Annotated in this window: 17 protein-coding genes; 2 read left to right on the forward strand and 15 right to left on the reverse strand. The window is 62.9% G+C overall.

Annotation, left to right across the window (positions count from 1 at the left end):
• Positions 1 to 6: 6 nt before the first annotated feature.
• A complete protein-coding gene (locus FQ192_RS34090) occupies positions 7 to 150 on the forward strand; it encodes a hypothetical protein (RefSeq protein ID WP_178129204.1) in 144 nt (47 codons plus the stop codon).
• Between the two features lie 57 nt (positions 151 to 207).
• On the opposite strand, the gene ureC is transcribed toward FQ192_RS34090, so the two are convergent.
• The 11 genes from ureC to urtA form a co-directional block, all read right to left on the reverse strand.
• The gene (ureC, locus tag FQ192_RS23175; protein ID WP_149660626.1) at positions 208 to 1,908 is read right to left on the reverse strand and encodes an urease subunit alpha; all 1,701 of its coding nucleotides are present in this window, start codon (positions 1,906 to 1,908) and stop codon (positions 208 to 210) included.
• A gap of 138 nt (positions 1,909 to 2,046) precedes the next feature.
• Entirely contained in the window at positions 2,047 to 2,352 is a 306-nt protein-coding gene (locus FQ192_RS23180; protein WP_149660627.1) for an urease subunit beta, read from the reverse strand.
• Positions 2,349 to 2,885: a GNAT family N-acetyltransferase gene (locus tag FQ192_RS23185; protein ID WP_149660628.1), complete on the reverse strand. Its 537-nt coding sequence runs from the start codon at positions 2,883 to 2,885 to the stop codon at positions 2,349 to 2,351. The genes FQ192_RS23180 and FQ192_RS23185 overlap by 4 nt, the downstream gene beginning before the upstream one ends.
• 6 nt (positions 2,886 to 2,891) lie before the next feature.
• Positions 2,892 to 3,425 (reverse strand): GNAT family N-acetyltransferase, encoded by a 534-nt coding sequence (locus tag FQ192_RS23190; RefSeq protein WP_149660629.1) that lies wholly within the window; start codon positions 3,423 to 3,425, stop codon positions 2,892 to 2,894.
• 9 nt (positions 3,426 to 3,434) lie between these two features.
• Positions 3,435 to 3,737: an urease subunit gamma gene (gene ureA, locus FQ192_RS23195; protein WP_033055605.1), complete on the reverse strand. Its 303-nt coding sequence runs from the start codon at positions 3,735 to 3,737 to the stop codon at positions 3,435 to 3,437.
• A 164-nt stretch (positions 3,738 to 3,901) separates the two neighbouring features.
• Positions 3,902 to 4,741 (reverse strand): urease accessory protein UreD, encoded by an 840-nt coding sequence (locus tag FQ192_RS23200; protein WP_149660630.1) that lies wholly within the window; start codon positions 4,739 to 4,741, stop codon positions 3,902 to 3,904.
• 30 nt (positions 4,742 to 4,771) lie between these two features.
• Positions 4,772 to 5,470: an urea ABC transporter ATP-binding subunit UrtE gene (urtE, locus tag FQ192_RS23205; RefSeq protein ID WP_149660632.1), complete on the reverse strand. Its 699-nt coding sequence runs from the start codon at positions 5,468 to 5,470 to the stop codon at positions 4,772 to 4,774.
• A gap of 116 nt (positions 5,471 to 5,586) precedes the next feature.
• A complete protein-coding gene (gene urtD / locus FQ192_RS23210) occupies positions 5,587 to 6,456 on the reverse strand; it encodes an urea ABC transporter ATP-binding protein UrtD (protein ID WP_149660633.1) in 870 nt (289 codons plus the stop codon).
• A 10-nt stretch (positions 6,457 to 6,466) separates the two neighbouring features.
• Entirely contained in the window at positions 6,467 to 7,546 is a 1,080-nt protein-coding gene (urtC, locus tag FQ192_RS23215; RefSeq protein WP_149660635.1) for an urea ABC transporter permease subunit UrtC, read from the reverse strand.
• Entirely contained in the window at positions 7,546 to 9,042 is a 1,497-nt protein-coding gene (urtB, locus tag FQ192_RS23220; protein ID WP_149660636.1) for an urea ABC transporter permease subunit UrtB, read from the reverse strand. Before urtB ends, urtC begins: the two co-directional genes overlap by 1 nt.
• Positions 9,043 to 9,172: 130 nt before the next feature.
• Complete coding sequence (gene urtA / locus FQ192_RS23225; RefSeq protein WP_123402373.1) at positions 9,173 to 10,438, reverse strand: urea ABC transporter substrate-binding protein; 1,266 nt, start codon at positions 10,436 to 10,438, stop codon at positions 9,173 to 9,175.
• A gap of 282 nt (positions 10,439 to 10,720) precedes the next feature.
• Here urtA and FQ192_RS23230 point away from each other — a divergent pair, with 282 nt between their 5' ends.
• Positions 10,721 to 15,214 (forward strand): hypothetical protein, encoded by a 4,494-nt coding sequence (locus tag FQ192_RS23230; RefSeq protein ID WP_149660637.1) that lies wholly within the window; start codon positions 10,721 to 10,723, stop codon positions 15,212 to 15,214.
• Between the two features lie 38 nt (positions 15,215 to 15,252).
• Here the strand turns inward: FQ192_RS23230 and FQ192_RS23235 are convergent, their stop codons facing one another.
• From FQ192_RS23235 to FQ192_RS23255, 4 genes are all read right to left on the reverse strand, one after another.
• Entirely contained in the window at positions 15,253 to 16,263 is a 1,011-nt protein-coding gene (locus tag FQ192_RS23235) for an iron ABC transporter permease (RefSeq protein ID WP_149660638.1), read from the reverse strand.
• Complete coding sequence (locus FQ192_RS23240) at positions 16,260 to 17,207, reverse strand: ABC transporter substrate-binding protein (RefSeq protein WP_149660640.1); 948 nt, start codon at positions 17,205 to 17,207, stop codon at positions 16,260 to 16,262. Before FQ192_RS23240 ends, FQ192_RS23235 begins: the two co-directional genes overlap by 4 nt.
• Positions 17,204 to 17,992, reverse strand: a complete 789-nt coding sequence (locus FQ192_RS23245; RefSeq protein ID WP_149660737.1) for an ABC transporter ATP-binding protein — start codon at positions 17,990 to 17,992, stop codon at positions 17,204 to 17,206. Before FQ192_RS23245 ends, FQ192_RS23240 begins: the two co-directional genes overlap by 4 nt.
• A gap of 185 nt (positions 17,993 to 18,177) precedes the next feature.
• The gene (locus FQ192_RS23255) at positions 18,178 to 20,298 is read right to left on the reverse strand and encodes a TonB-dependent siderophore receptor (RefSeq protein WP_149660641.1); all 2,121 of its coding nucleotides are present in this window, start codon (positions 20,296 to 20,298) and stop codon (positions 18,178 to 18,180) included.
• Between the last annotated feature and the right edge of the window lie 136 nt (positions 20,299 to 20,434).

Here is a 20,434-nt window from a genome sequence, read left to right on the forward strand (position 1 = left end):
CAGGTCATGACCGATGAAGCCTATGACGCTCAGCTCAAACTCATCCTCGATGACATGGATGCCTTGCTGAAAAAACTGACCCAGGAAGCCATGGACCGGGCCAGGCTGCAGCGGGTTGAATTGCCGTTCACGGTGGTCACCGAATCCTGATCGCCACAAAAAAACCTGTGGGAGCACGCTTGCTCCCACAGTGGTTTTTTGCGGGTGTCAGAACAGGAAGTAACGCTGGGCCATCGGCAAGGTTTCTGCCGGTTCGCACCACAACAAAACCCCGTCGGCCTTGACCTGATACGTCTGCGGATCGACGTCGATGTTCGGCAGGTAGTCGTTGTGGATCAGGTCGGTTTTCTGCACGTCGCGGCAGCCCTTCACCACGGCGATTTTCTTCTTCAAACCCAGGGCTTCGGGCAATCCGGCGTCCTGGGCGGCCTGGCTGATAAAGGTCAGGCTGGTGGCATGCAGCGAGCCGCCGTAGCTGGCGAACATCGGGCGGTAGTGCACCGGTTGTGGCGTCGGGATCGAGGCGTTGGCGTCGCCCATCAGGCTCGCCGCAATGGCGCCGCCCTTGAGAATCAGCGTTGGCTTGACCCCGAAAAACGCCGGGCGCCACAGCACCAGATCCGCCCATTTCCCGACTTCGATTGAACCCACTTCATGGCTGATGCCGTGGGTGATCGCCGGGTTGATGGTGTACTTGGCGATGTAGCGTTTGGCGCGGAAGTTGTCGTTGCCTTCGCCGTCGCCCGGTAGCGCGCCGCGCTGTTTTTTCATCTTGTCGGCGGTCTGCCAGGTGCGGGTGATGACTTCGCCGACCCGGCCCATGGCCTGGCTGTCGGAGCTGATCATCGAGAACGCGCCGAGGTCGTGGAGGATGTCTTCGGCGGCAATTGTTTCGCGGCGAATGCGGCTTTCGGCGAACGCCACGTCTTCAGCAATGCTCGGGTCCAGGTGATGGCAGACCATCAGCATGTCCAGGTGTTCGTCGATGGTGTTGCGGGTGAACGGCCGGGTGGGGTTGGTCGAACTCGGCAACACGTTCGGGAAGCCGCAGGCCTTGATGATGTCCGGCGCATGACCGCCGCCCGCGCCTTCGGTGTGGTAGGTGTGGATGGTGCGGCCCTTGAACGCGGCGAGGGTGGTTTCGACGAAGCCGGACTCGTTCAGGGTGTCGGTGTGGATCGCCACTTGCACGTCGTACTGATCGGCGACGGTCAGGCAGTTGTCGATGCTCGCCGGAGTGGTGCCCCAGTCTTCGTGCAGTTTCAGGCCAATGGCGCCAGCCTTGACCTGCTCGATCAACGGCTCCGGCAGGCTGGCGTTGCCCTTGCCGGTGAGGCCGATGTTCATCGGGAACGCATCCGCTGCCTGGAGCATGCGCGCCAGGTGCCACGGCCCGGAGGTGCAAGTGGTGGCGTTGGTGCCGGTGGCCGGGCCAGTGCCGCCGCCGATCATGGTGGTGACGCCGCTCATCAGCGCTTCTTCGATCTGCTGCGGGCAGATGAAATGGATGTGGGTGTCGATGCCGCCGGCGGTGAGGATCATGCCTTCCCCGGCGATGACTTCGGTGCTGGCGCCGATGGCGAGGGTCACGTTCGGTTGCACGTCCGGGTTACCGGCCTTGCCGATGCCGGCGATGCGTCCGTCCTTGAGGCCGACGTCGGCTTTGACGATGCCCCAGTGATCGATGATCAGGGCGTTGGTGATCACCGTGTCGACCACTTCGGCCGCGAGCAACTGGCTCTGGCCCTGGCCGTCGCGGATGACTTTGCCGCCGCCGAACTTCACTTCTTCGCCGTAGGTGGTGAAGTCTTTTTCCACCTCGATCCACAGCTCGGTGTCGGCCAGGCGCACCTTGTCACCGACGGTAGGGCCGAACATGTCGGCGTAGGCCTGACGGGAAATCTTCAATTACTCGTTCCTCGTAATTGAGTTGCAAGCTTCTAGCTGCAAGCCTCAAGTAAAAGCGGATAGGGGGGGCCGCAAACTGCTCTTTCTTGCAGCTTGCAGCTTGCAGCTTGCTGCTTGTTACTGGCTGCTGAAGCCGATCTATAAGTCGCCCATGATTCTTCCCGCAAACCCAAAGACCCGGCGCAACCCCGCGAGCTCGACAAGCTCGACTTCCCGACTCTGCCCCGGCTCAAAGCGCACGGCGGTGCCGGCCGGGATGTTCAGGCGCATGCCGCGGCTGGCGGCGCGGTCGAAGGTGAGGGCGTCGTTGGTTTCGAAAAAATGGTAATGCGAGCCGACCTGGATCGGCCGGTCGCCGCTGTTGGCCACCTTCAGGCTGACCGTGCGGCGACCGACGTTGAGTTCGATGTCGCCGGGCTGGATCTGGTATTCACCGGGAATCATCCATTCACTCCTTGCAGAATCTTGTAGTAGAGGGCGGTCGGCCGGTAATTGCCGGCGGGATCGCAGGCGTAATCCGGGATCTGGCCGGCGCGGGTGTAGCCCAAGGCCTTGTAGAAATCTTCGGCGGGGGAGCCGGCCTCGGTGTCGAGGTAGAGCATGCCGCGCTTGTGCTGGCGGGCGGCGAGTTCCAAGGCGCTCATCAATTGCTGGCCCAGGCCGCGACGGCGGGCGTGTTCACGCACCAACAACTTCTGCACCTCGGCGCGGTTCAAGCCGTTGGCTTTCTGGCACAGGGTCAATTGCACGCTGGCTTGCACCTGCTCGTCCTTGACCACCACCCACAGCAGCACATTGCCCTGGTTCAGGTCGGCCTGGACCTCATCGAAATAAGCCCGGGCCTGTGTCGCATCCAAATCAGCCATGAAACCGACGCTGGCGCCGTAACCCACAGCATCCAGCAGCAAATCGATCAAACCCTGGCGATAGTGCGCAAAGCTTTCAACATTCACGCGGCGCAGTTGGGCGGCGTTCATCGGGTGTCACTCCTTGTTGGCGATTGGCGGCTCCGCGCCAGGATTGAGGGTCAGTTGCATGAAGGTCAGGTCCAGCCAGCGGCCGAACTTGGTGCCCACTTGGGGCATCTGTCCGGTGATGATGAAACCGGCGCGTTCATGCAGACGAATAGAGGCGGCATTCCCGCTTTCGATGGCGGCGACCATCACGTGCTTGTCGCAGCCTTTGGCGCGTTCGATCAGCTCGGTCATCAATTGCAGGCCGAGGCCGTTGCCGCGCTGGTCGCTGCGCACGTAGACCGAATGCTCGACGGTGTAGCGAAACCCGTCGAACGGCCGCCAGTCACCGAATGAAGCGTAGCCCAGTACTGCGTTGTCACCGTCGACGATCACCAGGATCGGATAACCCTGGGCCTGCCGGGCGCTGAACCAGGCCTGGCGGTTGCCCAGGTCCACGGCCTGTTCGTTCCAGATCGCGGTGGTGTTGAGCACCGCATCGTTGTAGATGTCGCGGATCGCCGGCAGGTCGGCGTGCAGCGCATCACGAATCAGATAAGTCATGGCGCGGCCTCAAGCGATCGGTTGGTGGACGGTGACCAGTTTGGTGCCGTCGGGGAACGTCGCTTCGACCTGGATCTCGGGGATCATTTCCGGGATGCCTTCCATCACTTGTTCACGGCTCAACAGGGTGGTGCCGAAATGCATCAGCTCGGCCACGGTGCGACCGTCACGGGCACCTTCGAGCAGCGCCGCGGAGATGTAGGCCATGGCTTCCGGGTAATTGAGTTTCACGCCGCGAGCCAAACGCCGCTCGGCGACGAGGCCGGCGGTGAAGATCAACAGCTTGTCTTTTTCGCGTGGGGTCAGGTCCATCGTTGGAATCCATATCGGCAGATAAAAGGTCACTACAACCCTGTAGGAGCGAGGCTTGCCCGCGAAGGGGACCTTGAGGCCGCCAAAAGCTTCGCGGGCAAGCCTCGCTCCTACAGGAGATCGGTGATCAGGAGATCCGTGGATCGATGATCAAGGATCAGTGTTCAGGTGCTCCATATTCGCGGGGGGACGGCTTCGCGTCCGAGCAATGCGGGCCGCAGCAACCGCCACAAATCAATCAGCCAACCCCGCGCCAGCAGCGCCTCACTGGCCAGGCACCGCGCCACCAACAGCCCCGGCAACTGGGTCAGATCCCCGCGCACGTCATTGGGCAGTGAGCGGCACTGTTCCAGCAAATCGCTATCAATCTCCCCGGTCACCAGCAACGTCGCAAACACCGGTTGCCCATCGAGCCCGATCGGCGAGTCGAGCAAGCCATCATCCCCGACAATGCGCTGGCGTTCGTGCCAGAGCAACTGGCCGTCGCGGCGGATATCCAGTTTTGCCTGAAAGTGCCCGAGGTCGAAACGTTCGCCGCTGGCCGGACGCCCCAGCGCGACCACGTCCCAATAGAACAACCGGGCATCGCCTTCAAGGTTGATCGAGGTACTGAGTTCTGCCTGGGCGGCGCTGAAGATGATCGTCTCCTGGGGCAGCCATTCCAGTGTCGCACCGGCCGCCACCTGCAAGTCCAGCTGCTGATAGGCGGGGCCGGCGGCGCGGTACCACTTGGCGGCGCCCGGGCTGGTGATCTGGGCCCAGGCATCGACGCCGACGCTGGCGCTGATGTCCAGCCGATCACCGCCGGCAATCCCGCCCGGCGGGTGGACGATGATGTGCTGGCACACCTCGGGCCCTTCGGCGTACAGGTGCTTTTGCACCCGCAGCGGACCTTGGTGCCGCCGCAGGACCGGGCGCGTGCTGTCGCCGAAACGGGCGTAGCCCAGCTCCAGCTCGGCGTGCCAGCTCGGGGTAAACAGGACAGTGGGTGCAGGTAAATTCATGGTTTCTAATTATCGTTAGGACGCTACAGGTTAGATCGTAACCAGACCGCGCACACCTTCGGCTTCCATATTTTCACCGCGACCCTGCTGCACGATCTCGCCCCGGGACATCACCAGGTATTGATCGGCCAGTTCGGCGGCGAAATCGTAAAACTGTTCCACCAGCAAAATCGCCATGTCGCCCCGGGCCGCGAGCTTCTTGATCACCGCGCCGATTTCCTTGATCACCGACGGCTGGATGCCCTCGGTGGGCTCGTCGAGGATCAGCAGGCGCGGACGACTGGCCAGCGCACGGCCAATCGCCAATTGCTGCTGTTGCCCACCGGACAAGTCCCCGCCACGGCGCTGCTTCATTTGCAGCAGTACCGGGAACAGCTCGTAGATGAAGGCCGGGACTTCCTTGGCTTCAGAACCGGGAAACCGCGACAGGCCCATCAGCAGGTTTTCCTCGACGGTCAACCGCCCGAAAATCTCCCGGCCCTGGGGCACGTAGGCAATCCCGGCATGCACCCGTTGATGCGGCTTGAACGTGGTGATCGGCTTGCCTTCCCAATTCACCGCGCCTTCCTTGGACTGCAACAGGCCCATCAGGCACTTGAGCAGGGTGGTCTTGCCCACGCCATTGCGCCCGAGCAGGCACGTGACTTCGCCGACCTTCACCTCAAACGAAAGGCCGCGCAGGATGTGGCTACCGCCGTAGTACTGGTGAAGGTGTTGGACCTGTAGCATCGGAACTCCGTTAGTTGGGCTTCAAGCGCCAAGCTTTAAGCTGCAAGTGAGAGCGGAACGGTGTACGGCTTTGCTTCAACTTGCCGCTCGAAGCTTGCGGCTTGAAGCTGGCCGATTCACCTCCCCAAATAAACTTCAACAACTCGTTCATCGGCCTGCACCTGCTCCAGCGACCCTTCCGCCAGCACGCTGCCCTGGTGCAACACGGTGACGTGGTCAGCAATCGAGCCCACAAACCCCATGTCATGCTCCACCACCATCAGCGAATGCTTGCCCGCCAGGCTTTTGAACAGTTCGGCGGTGAACTCGGTTTCGGCGTCGGTCATGCCCGCCACCGGTTCGTCGAGCAGCAGCAATTGCGGGTCTTGCATGAGCAACATGCCGATTTCCAGGAACTGCTTCTGCCCGTGGGACAACAGCCCGGCAGGGCGATTGACCGAGGTGGTCAGGCGAATGGTGTCCAGCACTTCAGCGATACGGTCACGTTGCTCGCCGCTCAATCGTGCCCGCAGGCTGGCCCACACCGACTTGTCGGTTTTCTGCGCCAGCTCCAGGTTTTCGAACACGCTCAAGGCTTCGAACACCGTCGGTTTCTGGAACTTGCGCCCGATGCCGGCCTGGGCAATTTGCACTTCGCTCATCTGCGTCAAATCCAGTGTTTCGCCGAACCAGGCCTTGCCGTGACTCGGGCGGGTCTTGCCGGTGATCACGTCCATCAACGTGGTCTTGCCCGCGCCGTTGGGGCCGATGATGCAGCGCAATTCGCCGACGCCGATGTACAGGTTCAGCGCGTTCAACGCCTTGAAGCCATCGAAACTGACGCTGATGTCTTCCAGGGTCAGGATCGTGCCGTGGCGCGTATCAAGGCCGGGGCCGACACGTTGGCCGAAGCCGATGTTGTCGCGGCTGGTGCCCGCGTCCTTGTTCGGTTCCACCGGGAAAAACGCGGGTTCGAGCATAAATTCCGCCGTCGCAGTGACTCTCATTTTACAAGCCTCATTGTTCGCCCCTTTTCTTCAGCAGACCGATCACGCCCTTGGGCAAATACAAGGTCACGACGATGAACAGAGCCCCGAGGAAAAACAGCCAGTATTCCGGGAACGCCACGGTGAACCAGCTCTTCATCCCGTTGACCACACCGGCGCCGAGCAACGGCCCGATCAGCGTGCCGCGACCGCCCAAGGCCACCCAGACGGCGGCTTCAATCGAGTTGGTCGGCGACATCTCGCTCGGGTTGATGATCCCCACTTGCGGTACGTACAACGCACCCGCCAGCCCACAGAGCACCGCGCTCAACACCCAGACAAACAACTTGAAACCACGGGGATCGTAGCCGCAAAACATCAAACGGTTTTCCGCGTCCCGCAGCGCGGTCAACACCCGGCCAAACTTGCTCTGCGCCAGGCGCCAACCGATAAACAGGCTCGCCACCAGCAACACCACCGTGGCAAAAAACAGCACCGCGCGCGTCCCCGGTTCGGTGATGCCAAACCCGAGAATCGTGCGGAAATTGGTGAAGCCGTTGTTGCCGCCAAACCCGGTTTCGTTGCGAAAAAACAGCAGCATTCCGGCGAAGGTCAGGGCCTGGGTCATGATCGAGAAATACACGCCCTTGATCCGCGAGCGGAAGGCGAAGAAGCCGAACACCAGGGCCAGCAATCCCGGCGCTAGCACCACCAGACACATGGCCCAGAGAAAGCTGCTGGTGCCGGTCCAGTACCACGGCAATTCGGTCCACGACAGGAAGGTCATGAACGCCGGCAACGCATCCCCCGAAGCCTGGCGCATCAGGTACATGCCCATCGCATAACCGCCGAGGGCGAAGAACAAGCCGTGGCCGAGGGACAGCAGGCCGGCGTAGCCCCAGACCAGATCGAGGGCGAGGGCGACGATGGCGTAGCAAAGAATCTTGCCCACCAACGTCAAGGTGTAGGCCGAGACGTGGAACACGCTGACCGGCGAGAGCAGCGACATCAACGGCAGCGCCAGCAACAAAACAAGGATCACTGCGCCGACGGCAATCGTGACCCTCGGGCCGGCCTTTTGTGTTGCGGTAACGAGCAGGGGCTGGTTCATCAGTCGATCACCCGTCCTTTCAATGCGAAGAGGCCTTGCGGACGTTTCTGGATAAACAGAATGATCAGCGCGAGGATCAGGATTTTGCCGAGCACCGCACCGATCTGCGGTTCGAGAATCTTGTTCGCGATACCGAGGCCGAACGCGGCGAGCACGCTACCGGCCAACTGCCCGACACCGCCGAGCACCACCACCAGGAACGAGTCGATGATGTAGCTCTGGCCGAGGTCCGGGCCGACGTTGCCGATCTGGCTCAACGCGACGCCACCGAGGCCGGCGATGCCCGAGCCGAGGCCGAAGGCGAGCATGTCCACCCGCCCGGTGGGCACGCCGCAGCAGGCGGCCATGTTGCGGTTCTGGGTGACGGCGCGCACGTTCAGGCCCAGGCGCGTCTTGTTCAGCAGCAGCCAGGTCAACACCACCACAAACAGCGCGAAAGCGATGATCACGATGCGGTTGTATGGCAGCACCAGGTTCGGCAACACCTGAATCCCGCCCGAGAGCCAGGCCGGGTTGGCGACTTCGACGTTCTGCGCGCCGAACAGCAAACGCACCAACTGAATCAGCATCAGGCTGATGCCCCAAGTGGCGAGCAGGGTTTCCAGCGGGCGGCCGTAGAGGTGGCGGATCACCGTGCGCTCCAGCGCCATGCCGATGGCGGCGGTGACGAAAAACGCCACGGGCAAGGCGATCAGCGGGTAGAACTCGATGGCCTGCGGGGCGAAGCGCTGGAACATCAGTTGCACGACGTAGGTCGAGTAGGCGCCGAGCATCAGCATCTCGCCGTGGGCCATGTTGATCACGCCGAGCAGGCCGAAAGTGATCGCCAACCCGAGGGCGGCGAGCAGCAGGATCGAGCCGAGGGACATGCCGCTGAAGGCCTGGCCGAGCATCTCGCCGATCAGCAGTTTGCGTTTGACTTGAGCGAGGCTGGTTTCGGCGGCAGTGCGCACGCCGGCATCGGCTTCGACACCGGGTTCGAGCAAGCCTTCGAGGCGTGTACGGGCCAACGGGTCGCCGGTTTCACCGAGCAAACGCACGGCGGCGAGACGCACGCTCGGGTCGCTGTCCACCAGTTGCAGGTTGGCTAACGCCAGGCTCAACGCGGCGTGAACGGTGTCGTCTTTTTCGTCAGCCAGTTGCTGGTCGAGGAATTTCAGCTGCGCGGGTTTGGCGCTTTTCTGCAATTGTTGCGCGGCGGCCAAGCGGGTTTTCGGGTCGGCGGCGAGCAATTGGTGGCTGGCCAACGCGGTGTCGATCAGACCCCGCAGGCGGTTATTCAGGCGCAGGGTTTTCGGTTGGCCGTCGACGGTCAGTTCGCCTTGTTGCAGGGCGTTGATCAGCTCGACACGGGCCGGATCGGGCTGCGCGGCCCAGGTTTCCAGAAGCTTGGCTTGCTGCATGGGATTGGCGGCGACGAAGTCTTCGGCGTCGCTGGCGTGGGTGGCCATCGGCAGCAAGAGTGCGATGGCGAGAAATAGACGATAAAGGGACATGGCAACGTCCTGAAAGGCGATGAGTAACCTGTAGGAGCGAGGCTTGCCCGCGAAGCTTTTGGCGGCCTTGAGGTCCCCTTCGCGGGCAAGCCTCGCTCCTACAGGTTTCGTGTGAGTTCAGTCAGGTGCCTCAGTTGCTCTTCACCGCATAATCCGGCTTCTTGTCGTTACCCGCGATAAACGGGCTCCACGGTTCGGCACGGATCGGCCCTTCGGTTTGCCATACAACGTTGAACTGACCGTCGGCCTGGATCTCGCCGATCATCACCGGTTTGTGCAGGTGGTGGTTGGTCTTGTCCATGGTCAGGGTGTAACCCGACGGCGCGGCAAAGGTCTGGCCGGCCAGGGCTTCGCGGACTTTGTCGACGTCAGTGGACTTGGCTTTCTCCGCCGCTTGCGCCCACATATGAATGCCGACGTAGGTAGCTTCCATCGGGTCGTTGGTCACCGCTTTGTCGGCGCCCGGCAGGTTGTGTTTCTTCGCGTAGGCTTTCCAGTCAGCGACGAATTTCTTGTTCTGCGGGTTCTCGACGGACTCGAAGTAGTTCCACGCCGCAAGGTTGCCCACCAGCGGTTTGGTGTCGATGCCGCGCAGTTCTTCTTCGCCCACCGAGAACGCCACCACCGGTACGTCGGTGGCTTTCAAACCCTGGTTGGCCAGTTCTTTATAGAACGGCACGTTGGAGTCGCCGTTGACCGTGGAGATGACCGCGGTCTTGCCCCCCGCCGAGAATTTTTTGATGTTGGCGACGATGGTCTGGTAATCGGCGTGGCCGAACGGGGTGTAGACCTCTTCGATGTCCTTGTCCGCCACGCCTTTGGAGTGCAGGAACGAACGCAGGATTTTGTTGGTGGTGCGCGGGTAGACGTAGTCGGTGCCAAGCAGGAAGTAACGCTTGGCGCTGCCACCTTCTTCGCTCATCAGGTATTCCACCGCCGGGATTGCCTGTTGGTTCGGCGCGGCGCCGGTGTAGAACACGTTTGGCGACATCTCTTCGCCTTCGTATTGCACCGGGTAGAACAGCAAGCCGTTGAGTTCTTCGAACACCGGCAACACCGATTTACGCGACACCGAGGTCCAGCAACCGAACACCACGGCGACCTTGTCCTGGGTCAGCAACTGCCGGCCCTTCTCGGCGAACAGCGGCCAGTTCGAGGCCGGGTCGACCACCACCGGTTCCAGCATCTTGCCGTTCACGCCACCCTTGGCGTTGATCTCGTCGATGGTCATCAACGCCATGTCTTTGAGGGAGGTTTCGGAGATCGCCATGGTCCCGGACAAGGAGTGCAGGATGCCAACCTTGATGGTCTCGGCGGCCTGGACCGTCCAGGTCATGCCCATCGCGGCAATGCTTGCCGTGAGTGTGAAAGCCTTGATCAAGCTGCGACGCTTCATTGTGCGATCTCCATGAACATTGATATTTTTTTTGATGGCAGAGGCGGACTACTGAAGGCTGTTTTGCAAGGGCTGTGCCCGGTCGGGGTTTGGCCGGTAAATGTCGTGCCAGAGCGGTTGCCCGGGAGTGCCGGCGCACCAGGAAGGAACGCCGAGGATGCACGGGTGCGTCGGGTTGCGCCACATTGGGGCGCGGGCGCTGTCTCGCCACGCGATACATATGTACCGCACGCCACGCTTGGGGATGTCGATCATGAAGGCTCTTCTTCCGGTGAGCCGTTTATGGACAACTCGACTATCCCACTCCCTCCTCTTTCCTCCGGTGGTGCGGTTTTCCCCGCGCTGGGCCCCACCTTCATCAGTGCGGACGACGCCGCCTATTGGGCGCACCTGCAAACCGGTCAGCGGCGTGACCGGGCGTACGGTGCCGTCATCGTGCAAAGCGGCGATGGCAAGTACCGGGCGACGCTGCCGGTGGCGGGTAAGCGCACGCTGTATTTCGACTTCGACGACCTGCTGGCCCACGAGCCGGATTCCCAGCGTTACGTGGTGCCCGAAGGCTATGTGGGGGTGGGCTATTACATTTCCCACGCCGCCGACCGTGCCGAGCCGCGACGCGTGCACCCGGACTGGACGCAGGAGCAAATCAGCCTGTACCTCGGTTTCTTTTTCATGGGGCACCTGGCGTCCCACCTCCAGGACCCCGGCCCCTACGGGCAGCGCCACTACCTGTCGGGGCCGGATGGCTCGCTGATCAAGTACGAATCCACCGAACCTGGCCGGGAACGGCAACTGTTTACGCCGGGCTTTACCCACCTGGGCTCCTTCAGCGATGTCGAGCGCCTGATCCAGCACCTGGCGCACATCGGCACCCTGCAAGTGCTGGTGGCCAATGCCGCCTGGGGTGGGCGCGCGGGCACGGTGTCGGGCAACTGGACGCTTGGCACGCCGGCGCTCAACACCTCCGTGCACAACGAAAAAGCGTTCTATGGACCGGTCGCCGATTACACCAGCCAGGCCATCATCGCGGCAGGCAGTGCGCAGGCCCTTGAGCCGAACAGCCGCTACCTGGGCTTCGTCCTGCGGTCGGCGGACGGTCGCGACTGTCTCGCCACTTACCCGATCGTCTCGACCACACCGAGCGCCGAGCTGACGCGGCGGCTGCGGTTCGAGGACCTCAACCGGCTCAAACTGGCCGAGCCCCAGGCTTACCAACTCGCCGGCGTGTATTTCATCTTCCGTGGGGACGCGCTCCCCGGTGTCCAGGAACCCTGGATGTACCCGCATTTCTTCACGCCGGGCGAGTTGGCGGACGGCATACGGTTCGTCCATGAGAACAGCCACCGGCGCCGGGAAGGCGACGAATTGCAGGTGTACACCTGGACCCGCGAGGGGGCGGTGTTGCAATACGGTCCCGCGCTCGATGTGGCGGAACAAGCCCTGCGCAACAGTGCGACCTTCAACGAGCAACTGAGCAGCGGGACACTCAGCCCCAGCGACTATGTGCGACGTGTGGCGGGCCATGGCGAACTGTCGGTGCTCCTTGGCAGCCCGCTGTGGGACGTCGCCGGGCGCGTCGCGCAGGATTGGCGACCTTACGCCGGGGCCAGCCGTTTGAGCCCGGTGTTCATCACCGACGACGACGCGGCGCGCTTCGCCCAGCAGGCCATTGGCAGCCTGCGCGATCAGGCGTATGTCGGGTTGATCCTGCGCTCGGCGGACAACGGGTTTGTCGCGACCTTGCCGGTGCCCGCCTTCGGTCCCCGGTTTGTCCTCGACCGCTTGTGCCCCCGGGACAGCAGCGGTGCGCCCATCGTGTTGGCCGCCGGTTATTCGCTGCACGGGCTGTACGCGTCGCGTTGGCAGGGCGATGCCAGGCCCGGCGGCGCCGACGAGGCGCATCAGCGCAGGGCGGCGCAGATGTTCACCGACGCGGATATTCACGCGCTGCTGGACAGCCGTAATGCGGTCAGCGTGGCGTACCTGTGCGGGGCGGCGGACAGCGTGCTGGCTTATCGCGGCGACGAGCGAGCACAGAGCGCCCGCACCCGGTTGCGAGAGCGCATCGCCAATCCCCACGTGAGCGATCCGCTGCCCGTGTCGGAGCTGATCACCGCCCTGGCGATCACCGGGGAACTGCGGGTCGTCGTCGGCAGTGACCTGTGGGGCGAGCGGGGCAGCCTGTTGGGTGGCGGCGTGCATCGCGGGCCCTTGGCGCCCGTGCTGGGGCCCCGATTCGCCTCGGCGGAACAGGCCGTGCTCGACGCCCGCCAGCGCGCCCGCGCCGATTATCGGGCGGCCAGTGGCGGCCTGGGTTTTATCCTCAAGCACAAGACCCGGCAGGAATACGTGGCGACCGAAACGGTGCCGGCCAAGGACCTGAACCGCTTGAACCTGGCGAGTGATTTCGGCGCTGCGGTGCTGATCGACGAATTCCGCACCCACTGCGTCTATTACGCCGCCAGTTGGCTGCTGCCGGGCCTGTCCACCGCCGATGCCTGGTTCGCCCGACACTTCTTGGCCCTGACGGACCTGTTCGCTGCGCTTCACGACGACGAGGGTACGCAACGGCTGACCCATCACCAGGACCTGACCCTGTACATCGCCGCCCTGGACGGTGCCTTGCTGCGCTATCGCTATTCGAGCACCTCGACCTTGTTCGACCTGGCACAGGGCGGCCTGGGCGCCGACGACTTGCTGGCGCGCATGAGCCGTGACACACCGCCCTTTGCCTCGGTCATGAACAGCATCGCGGCAGGGGGTGAATTGCAGGTTCGGATCAGCAGCGAATGTTGGGACGAAAAAGGCCGGGTGACCGCGCAATGGCAACCCTTTGCCTTAAGGCAGCGACGTCCGCTCAGCCCGGTGTTCCTCGGGCCGGATGACGCGGTGCGTTTTGTCATCCAGCACGTGGGACCGGACCGCGAGCGGGTCTACGGTGGGCTGGTGCTGCGCCGCCGGGACGGTCGGTTCGTTGCGACCATGCCGGTGCCGCTGGATGTCGAGGATTTTCCGCCCGCCTGGATTCAGCCGGACACCGTGGCCGGCAGCACAGTGGTGGCCCGCTACCATTCGCGGCGGCGGGTCGAGCCGGTGTTTGCCTTGTCCGGCGAGCAGCGGGCGCTGTATCAGAACCTGTTTTCCACGGACTTTCTGGCCGCCATCGTCTTGCCGCCGCTTAGCGGTCCGCGCTGGTCGCCGGGTGATGAATACCTGATCGGCCTCGATGACAGCCTTCTGCGCTACCGCCTCGGCGACAACGTGCAAACACGGCCACTGGCTACGGCACTGGCGACGCCCAGCCGCTTGCAGCAACGCCAAACCGTGCTGGAGTTGCAGATGCGCGCCGGGACGCTGACCCCGGGGGATCTGGTACAGCGACTGGCGAGCGCCGGACAGTTGCAGGTGGTCCAGGGCGGCCCGGCATGGGGGCGCCCAAGGCCTGTGGTGCAATGGACCGGTCCGGTATCGGCGCAGGCGCTGCAGCGGTTTGCCGTTGTCGAACCGGCGTTGAGTCCGCTGTTCACCCAACTGGATGACGCCGCCCGCCATGTGCATCGCCTGGCCCAGTCTCGTGGGGCACTGAGGTTCGGTTATTTCCTCAAGTCCCAGGGCGTCGAGCGGTATATCGCAACGCTGCCGATCCCCGCCACCGAGGGCCCGTTGAGTGTGGAGCGGGTGTTTCCCCAGGCGCAGCTGCCGCCAGGGTTTTCGGTGCAGGGGCTTTATCTGCTGGTGCCGTCGGCTGTGCGCCAGGACGACCTGCACCGCAGCTTCGTCTCGGTTCGGGAGCTGACGCGGGCGCTGGATGCGGTGCGGGTGTCCAGCGCCGAGGGTGACACGTACCTGGGGTTGTATCTTTCGTGTGCCGACGGTGCGTTGCTGCACTACAGCGCCACCCGGATGGCCACCGAATGGGCGAGTTTTCCGGCGACCCATGTCTACGACACATTGCTCCAGTCGGGCCACGAACCGCTGCTCGAATTCGTTCGCAAACTGATCAAGACCGGTGGGCTGCGTGTGCTGGAGCGCAGTCGCTACTGGTCGCCACTGCGGGTGGACGCCCATGGCGTGAAAACCGGTATCGGACTGGTGCGCTGGCCGCGGGAAAAACGCCAGGCGCTCGGGCCGCTGTTCGCCCATGCCGATGATGCGGCGCGGCATGCCCAGCACCGTTTGGGACCGTTCACGGGCAAGCCATACCTGGGCGGGGTGTTAGTGCTGCCCGACGCCGATTTGTGCGTAGGGATCGAGCCGTTGGAGGACAGCCCCGACAGCGACCCGGCATCACGCCTGTTTTATTCGGGGCCCGGCGGGCCGATTGCGCCGGTCACCGTGCCGGGGGCACCGTCCTTGCCGATACCGGAATTTCCAGCCGGGTTCAGGCTGGGGGCGGTCCACCAGTTTTATAAGGTCGCCCGGGTGATCAACCCGACCACCGAGGAAGAACAGCAATTGATGAATAACCTGGCCCTGGGCGATCTGTATTTCAGCGTCGATGTCCTGAAAAAAAATGCCGTGGTGGGGGCTTGTTGTTACCTGAGCGGTCGCGGGGGAGCCTTGCTCAAGTTCACCCCCAATTTCACCGCCGAGGAAACCGCGCTGTTCAAGGAAGACATGGGCGCGGGCGTCGGCCGGTTCTTCAAGCGCTTGATCGGTATCAGCCGGTTGCAGGTGCTGGAGGTGGATGGGTACTGGACGCGTCCCGGCCCGGTCAGTCCGTCAGCGCTGCCTTACCCGGTCGTGCCGCCGCAACCGAAGCACGACGAACTGTAATCCACCGACCTGTTGGCTGAGCCCTTGGTGACAGGGGCTCAGCGACGACGCATCAGGCCGATGAAAAACAAGCCGCCAATCGCGGCGGTCGCCACGCCGATGGGCAGGTCTTCCGGGGCGATAAGGGTGCGGGCGGCGACGTCGACCCAGACCAGGAAGATGCTGCCGAGCAACACGCACACCGGTAGTAATCGCCGGTGTTCAGCCCCGACCAGGCGCCGGGCGATGTGCGGCACCATCAGCCCGACAAAGCCGATGGAGCCGCTGATCGACACCAACACGCCGGTCATCAACGACGCGATCAAAAACACCCGCAACCGTACGGTGCGAGCATTCAGCCCGAGTGTCACGGCCGTCTGCTCGCCCGCCATCAAAGCGTTAAGCGGCCGAGCCATCCCCAGCAACAAAACCAGTCCCAGCAACACGCTAGCCGCCGGCACCGCCAGCAATTCCCAACGGGCCAATCCGAGCCCGCCGAGCATCCAGAACATCACCGCCGAACTCGCCCGATGATCCCCCATAAACAACAGCAAATTGGCAATCGCCATCATCACGAACGACACCGCCACGCCACACAGCAACAGCCGATCACTGTCCAGCCGCCCGTTGCGATTGGCGATCATCAGCACGATCAGCATGCTCGCCAGCGCGCCGATAAACGCGGCAATCGGCAAGGTCAGCAGGCCGACGATTTCACCCACATGCAGCACCACAATCACCGCGCCCAGGGTCGCGCCGGAGGTGACGCCGAGCAGGTGCGGATCCGCCAGCGGATTACGCGTGACCGCTTGCAACACCGCACCGATCAACGCCAACCCGGCGCCGACCAACGCACCGAGCAACATGCGCGGCACGCGAATCAGCCACACGATATGTTCCTGGCCCGCCGCCCAATCCGGCACGCCGATGCCGAAGAGCTTGTGCAGCAGAATCCGCCACACCACGTCCACCGGCACCCGCGCCGGGCCGAAGCCCAGAGACACCACGCACGACACCAGCAACAGTGTGCCCAGGGCGATCAGCAGCAAGGCGTAGCGACGGTCGATCATTCGCCGTGGAACCCTTTGGCCAGGGTTTCCACCGCCAGCACGTTGTCGATGCCTGGCGTGGCTTGCACGTAGGGGATGACGATAAAGCGCTGGTGCTTGATCGCGTCCACCGATTGCAGGGCTTTGTTGTCGAGCAGGAATTGCTGTTTCTGTTCGGCGGTGACTTCGCCGTAGTCGACGATCACGATCACCTGCGGGTTGCGCTCGACCACGTTCTCCCAGTTCACACGCGTCCAGCTGGCCTCGACGTCATCCAGAATATTGCGCCCGCCCGCTGCATCGATCAGCGCTTGCGGCATTCCCAGGCGTCCGGAGGTCATGGCCCGGTCTTCGCCGCTGTCGTAGAGGAATACGCGAGGTTTGTCCGCCGGCAGATCCTTGCGCACCGCGGCGACTTGCGCCTGCATCTGGGCGATCAAGGCGTTGGCGCGGTCCTGCACGTCGAAGATTTTGCCGAGGCTGCGCAGGTCGTTGTAAGTGTCTTCCAGGGTCGCGGCCGGGCGCTTCATGACGAAGGCGCAGGACTCGGTCAACTCGTAGACATTGATGCCCAGTGGTTGCAGGGTTTGCGGCGTCAGGTCACCGCCGACGCGCATGCCGTAGTCCCAACCGGCGAAGAAGAAATCGACGTTGGCGTTGAGCAGGGTTTCCACCGACGGGTACTTCGCCGCCAGTTCCGGCAGGCCATCGAGCAACGACTGCATGGCCGGGGTCACCGACTTCCAGCCACTGACGCCGCTGTAGCCGACCATGCTTGGCTTGAGGCCGAGGGCGAGCATCATCTGGGTCATGTTGATGTCGTGGCTGACGGCATGTTTCGGCGCTTGCTTGAACGTCACTTCGCGGTTGCAGCTTTGGACGGTCAGTGGGTATTTCGTTGCTTCGGCAAAGGCGTGAGTACTGCCCAGCAGCAGGGCGAGGCACAGCAGGGAGCGCACAGTCATGGTTGGGTTATCCAGGTGATTCGGGGGTAGCCGTGGAGGGGGTGGTCGTCGATCAGCGCTTCGACGCCAAATACATCGTGCAGCAGCGACGTGGTCAGGACTGCTTTTGGCGTGCCGCTGGCGACGATGCGGCCGTGGTTGATCACGTACAACCGGTCGCAAAAAGCGGCGGCCAGATTCAAATCGTGGATGCTCGCCAGGGTGCCGATGTTCAGGCGTTTGACCAGTTGCAACAGCTCCAGCTGATAGCGCGGGTCGAGGTGGTTGGTCGGCTCGTCGAGGATCAGCAATTGCGGTTGCTGGGCCAGGGCGCGGGCGAGGATCACTCGCTGTTTTTCGCCGCCGGAGAGCGTGGCGAAGGCATGGTCTTCGAAGCCCTTGAGGCCGACGGATTCCAGGGCTTGGGTAGCGAGGTGGCGGTCTTCGAGGGTGTCGCCATCGAACAGGCCTTTGTGCGGCGTGCGACCCATGGCGACCACTTCCTCGACGGTCAGGCCGAAGGCATCGGGGAATTCCTGCAAGACCACGGCGATGCGTTGGGCGCACCAGCGTGAGGATTGTTTCCAGACGTTGTGGTGGTCGAGCCGGACCTCGCCGCTTTCCGGTTTGCTGAAGCGATAGGCACAACGCAACAGGCTGGTCTTGCCGCTGCCGTTGGGGCCGATCAACCCGACAAACTCACCGGCGGCCACGTGCAACGAGGCGTCACGCAGTTGGAACTGGTGATGGCAGTGGCCGTGGCCCAGGGGTGTCCAGGCGAGGTGGGTGAGGTTAAGCGAGGTCATTGAATTCCTGATGATCATTTTGGGGCGGTACACATCCCTGTGGCGAGGGAGCTTGCTCCCGCTCGGCTGCGCAGCAGTCGCAAATTCAGCCGACGCGGTGTGTCAGGGACAACCTGGTTGTCGGGTTTGGGGTCGCTTCGCAACCCAGCGGGAGCAAGCTCCCTCGCCACACAAGCATTCCAACTTTAAAAGGTGTAATCAGCCGTGACGAAGAACGACCGTGGTTCCCCAAGAATCCACTGCTGCCCCTCATTGTATTGGCTTTGCGCGTACTGCCGGTCAAACAGATTGTTCACCTGCAACCCCAGCGTCGTGTTGCGCAGCGCCTGCCACGACAACGTGGCATCGACCACGGTGTAGCTCGGCAGCTCATTGCGGTTGGCCATGTCCGCAAAACGCGCATCGACGTAACGCACACCGGCCCCGGCCTTGAGGTCATCGTTGATCGCCTTGCTCAGCCACAGATTCGCGGTGCGGCGCGGTACATCGGTCGGGCGGTTGCCGTTGTACGACACGGTTTCCCCGTTCACCACCGCCGAGAAATCGTCGTACCGGGCTTTGACGATGGCCGCGTTCGCCTGCAGTTGCCAGGCGTGTGGCAGTTGCAGGTCGAGGCTGGCTTCCAGGCCATTGGACGATTGCTGGCCGACCTGTTGCTTGAGCGTCGGGTTGCCCGGGTCGTCGGTCAGCAGTTTCTTTTTGACGATGTGATAGGCCGCCAACGTGAACTCGCCGCGCTGATCCCAGAACAATTGCTTCAGGCCGATTTCGGTCTGTTTGGCGGTGGCCAGGTCGTATTGCTGCTGGCTCGGGCTCAAGGAAATCAGGCCGCCGACGCCGTCCGTGCTGGTGGCGTACTGGCCGTACAACGAAGTGTCCGGGGTCAGCGCGAATACCAATCCGGCCTTCCAGTTGTTGCCGGTCAGGGTCTTGTCGCTCTGGCTGTCCTTGACCAGATCGGTGCGGTCGACATGTACGTAATCGCGGCGCACACCAGTCACCACGGACCAGCGCTCGCTCAGTTGCGTGCGGTTTTCGGCGAAGGCCGACATCTGCTTCGTCGTCGACTGGAACTGGCCACGGTACGGATTGGTACTTTCAAACTGACCGGGTTGCGGGTGATACAGATCCAGCGGTTGGCCATTCGGCAGCACGTCGTTGAACGGCGAATTGCTCTCGAGCTGGAAGCGGATGCGGTTGTAATCGATGCCGGTCACGGTCTGGCTGTCGAGGCCGAACAGGGTGTGTTTGAAGGTGAAGGTCTGGCGGTCGCCGACCTGTTCCTGGGTGTGGCCGATGCCGAAATAACCGCTACGGCTGAGTTGCTGGCTGTCGCGGTCGAAGTTGTAGTTCTCGGCGTTCTGCCAGCGGCGCTGGGCCTTGAGGTAATACAGCTCGTTGCTCGCACTGACGCTGCCGGTGATCTGCCAGTCGCTGGTCAGCCGCGTCCATTGATCGTTGTAGTGCTGTTTATCGTTGCTGACGTTGTAGTTCTTGTCCCGCAGGCTGTCCTTTAGGCGGCCATTGATCAGTGGCGTGCCAAAGTAATTCATCGGCTTTTGGTCGCCGTAATCGTGGGCGAGGGTGAACGACAAATCATCCGTCGCCTGCCAGCGCAAAGCGGCGCTGATGAAGTCGCTGGCGGAGTCGCCGCGATCGATCCAGCCATTGCTGCGCAGGCGATTGAGGTTCAGGCGATAGCTCAGGGTATCGGTCAGCGAGCCGCCGCTGTCGAAGGCTTGCTGCCGACTGTCGTAGGAACCGTAGCCAACGCGCAGGTGGTTTTCGATCTCGCCCTCGAAGGGTTTTTTCGGGATCACGTTGACCACCGCGCCCGTCGCGCCTTCGCCGTACAACACCGACGCCGGGCCGCGCAGCACATCGACGCGCTCCGCCGACCAGGTGTCCACCGGGAACGTCGCGGTGCCCATGCCGGTGTACATCCGATTGCCGTCATACAGCTGCATCACCGAGCTCTGCCCGGTAAATCCCCGCGCCTGCAACGACGTGCCGCCATCCCCCGGCGTGCCGGTGCGGCTGATCCCGGTGCTGCGCGACACCGCGTCCTGCACGTTGCGATCACCCCGCGCGCGAATCTGTTCGCCGCTCAGGCTTTCGACACTGGCCGGGGTTTGCATCGCCGTGAGGTTCAGGCGCGAACCGGCGGTGGTCGGCGTGTTGAGGCTGACGGTTTCGTCATCGACGGCCGCTGCGGTGATGGTGCCGGTGGGCAGCGTCAACGGTTGCGCCTGGGCGTCGTTGTTCAGGGCGAGCAGGCAAAGACTGGACAAGAGGTACTTGTTCATCGGGGCGGTGAATCACTTCTGCAAAGAAAACCCGCGACATTCCTGTTGCGGGCGGGGCGGCGCATTTGCGTTATACAGTAACACTAAAAATGACCGGGAGATAAGCGCGCGAAGTCTACAGATCCCTCTAATGCGC

This window comes from Pseudomonas sp. ANT_J12, assembly GCF_008370045.1.
Taxonomy (GTDB): domain Bacteria; phylum Pseudomonadota; class Gammaproteobacteria; order Pseudomonadales; family Pseudomonadaceae; genus Aquipseudomonas.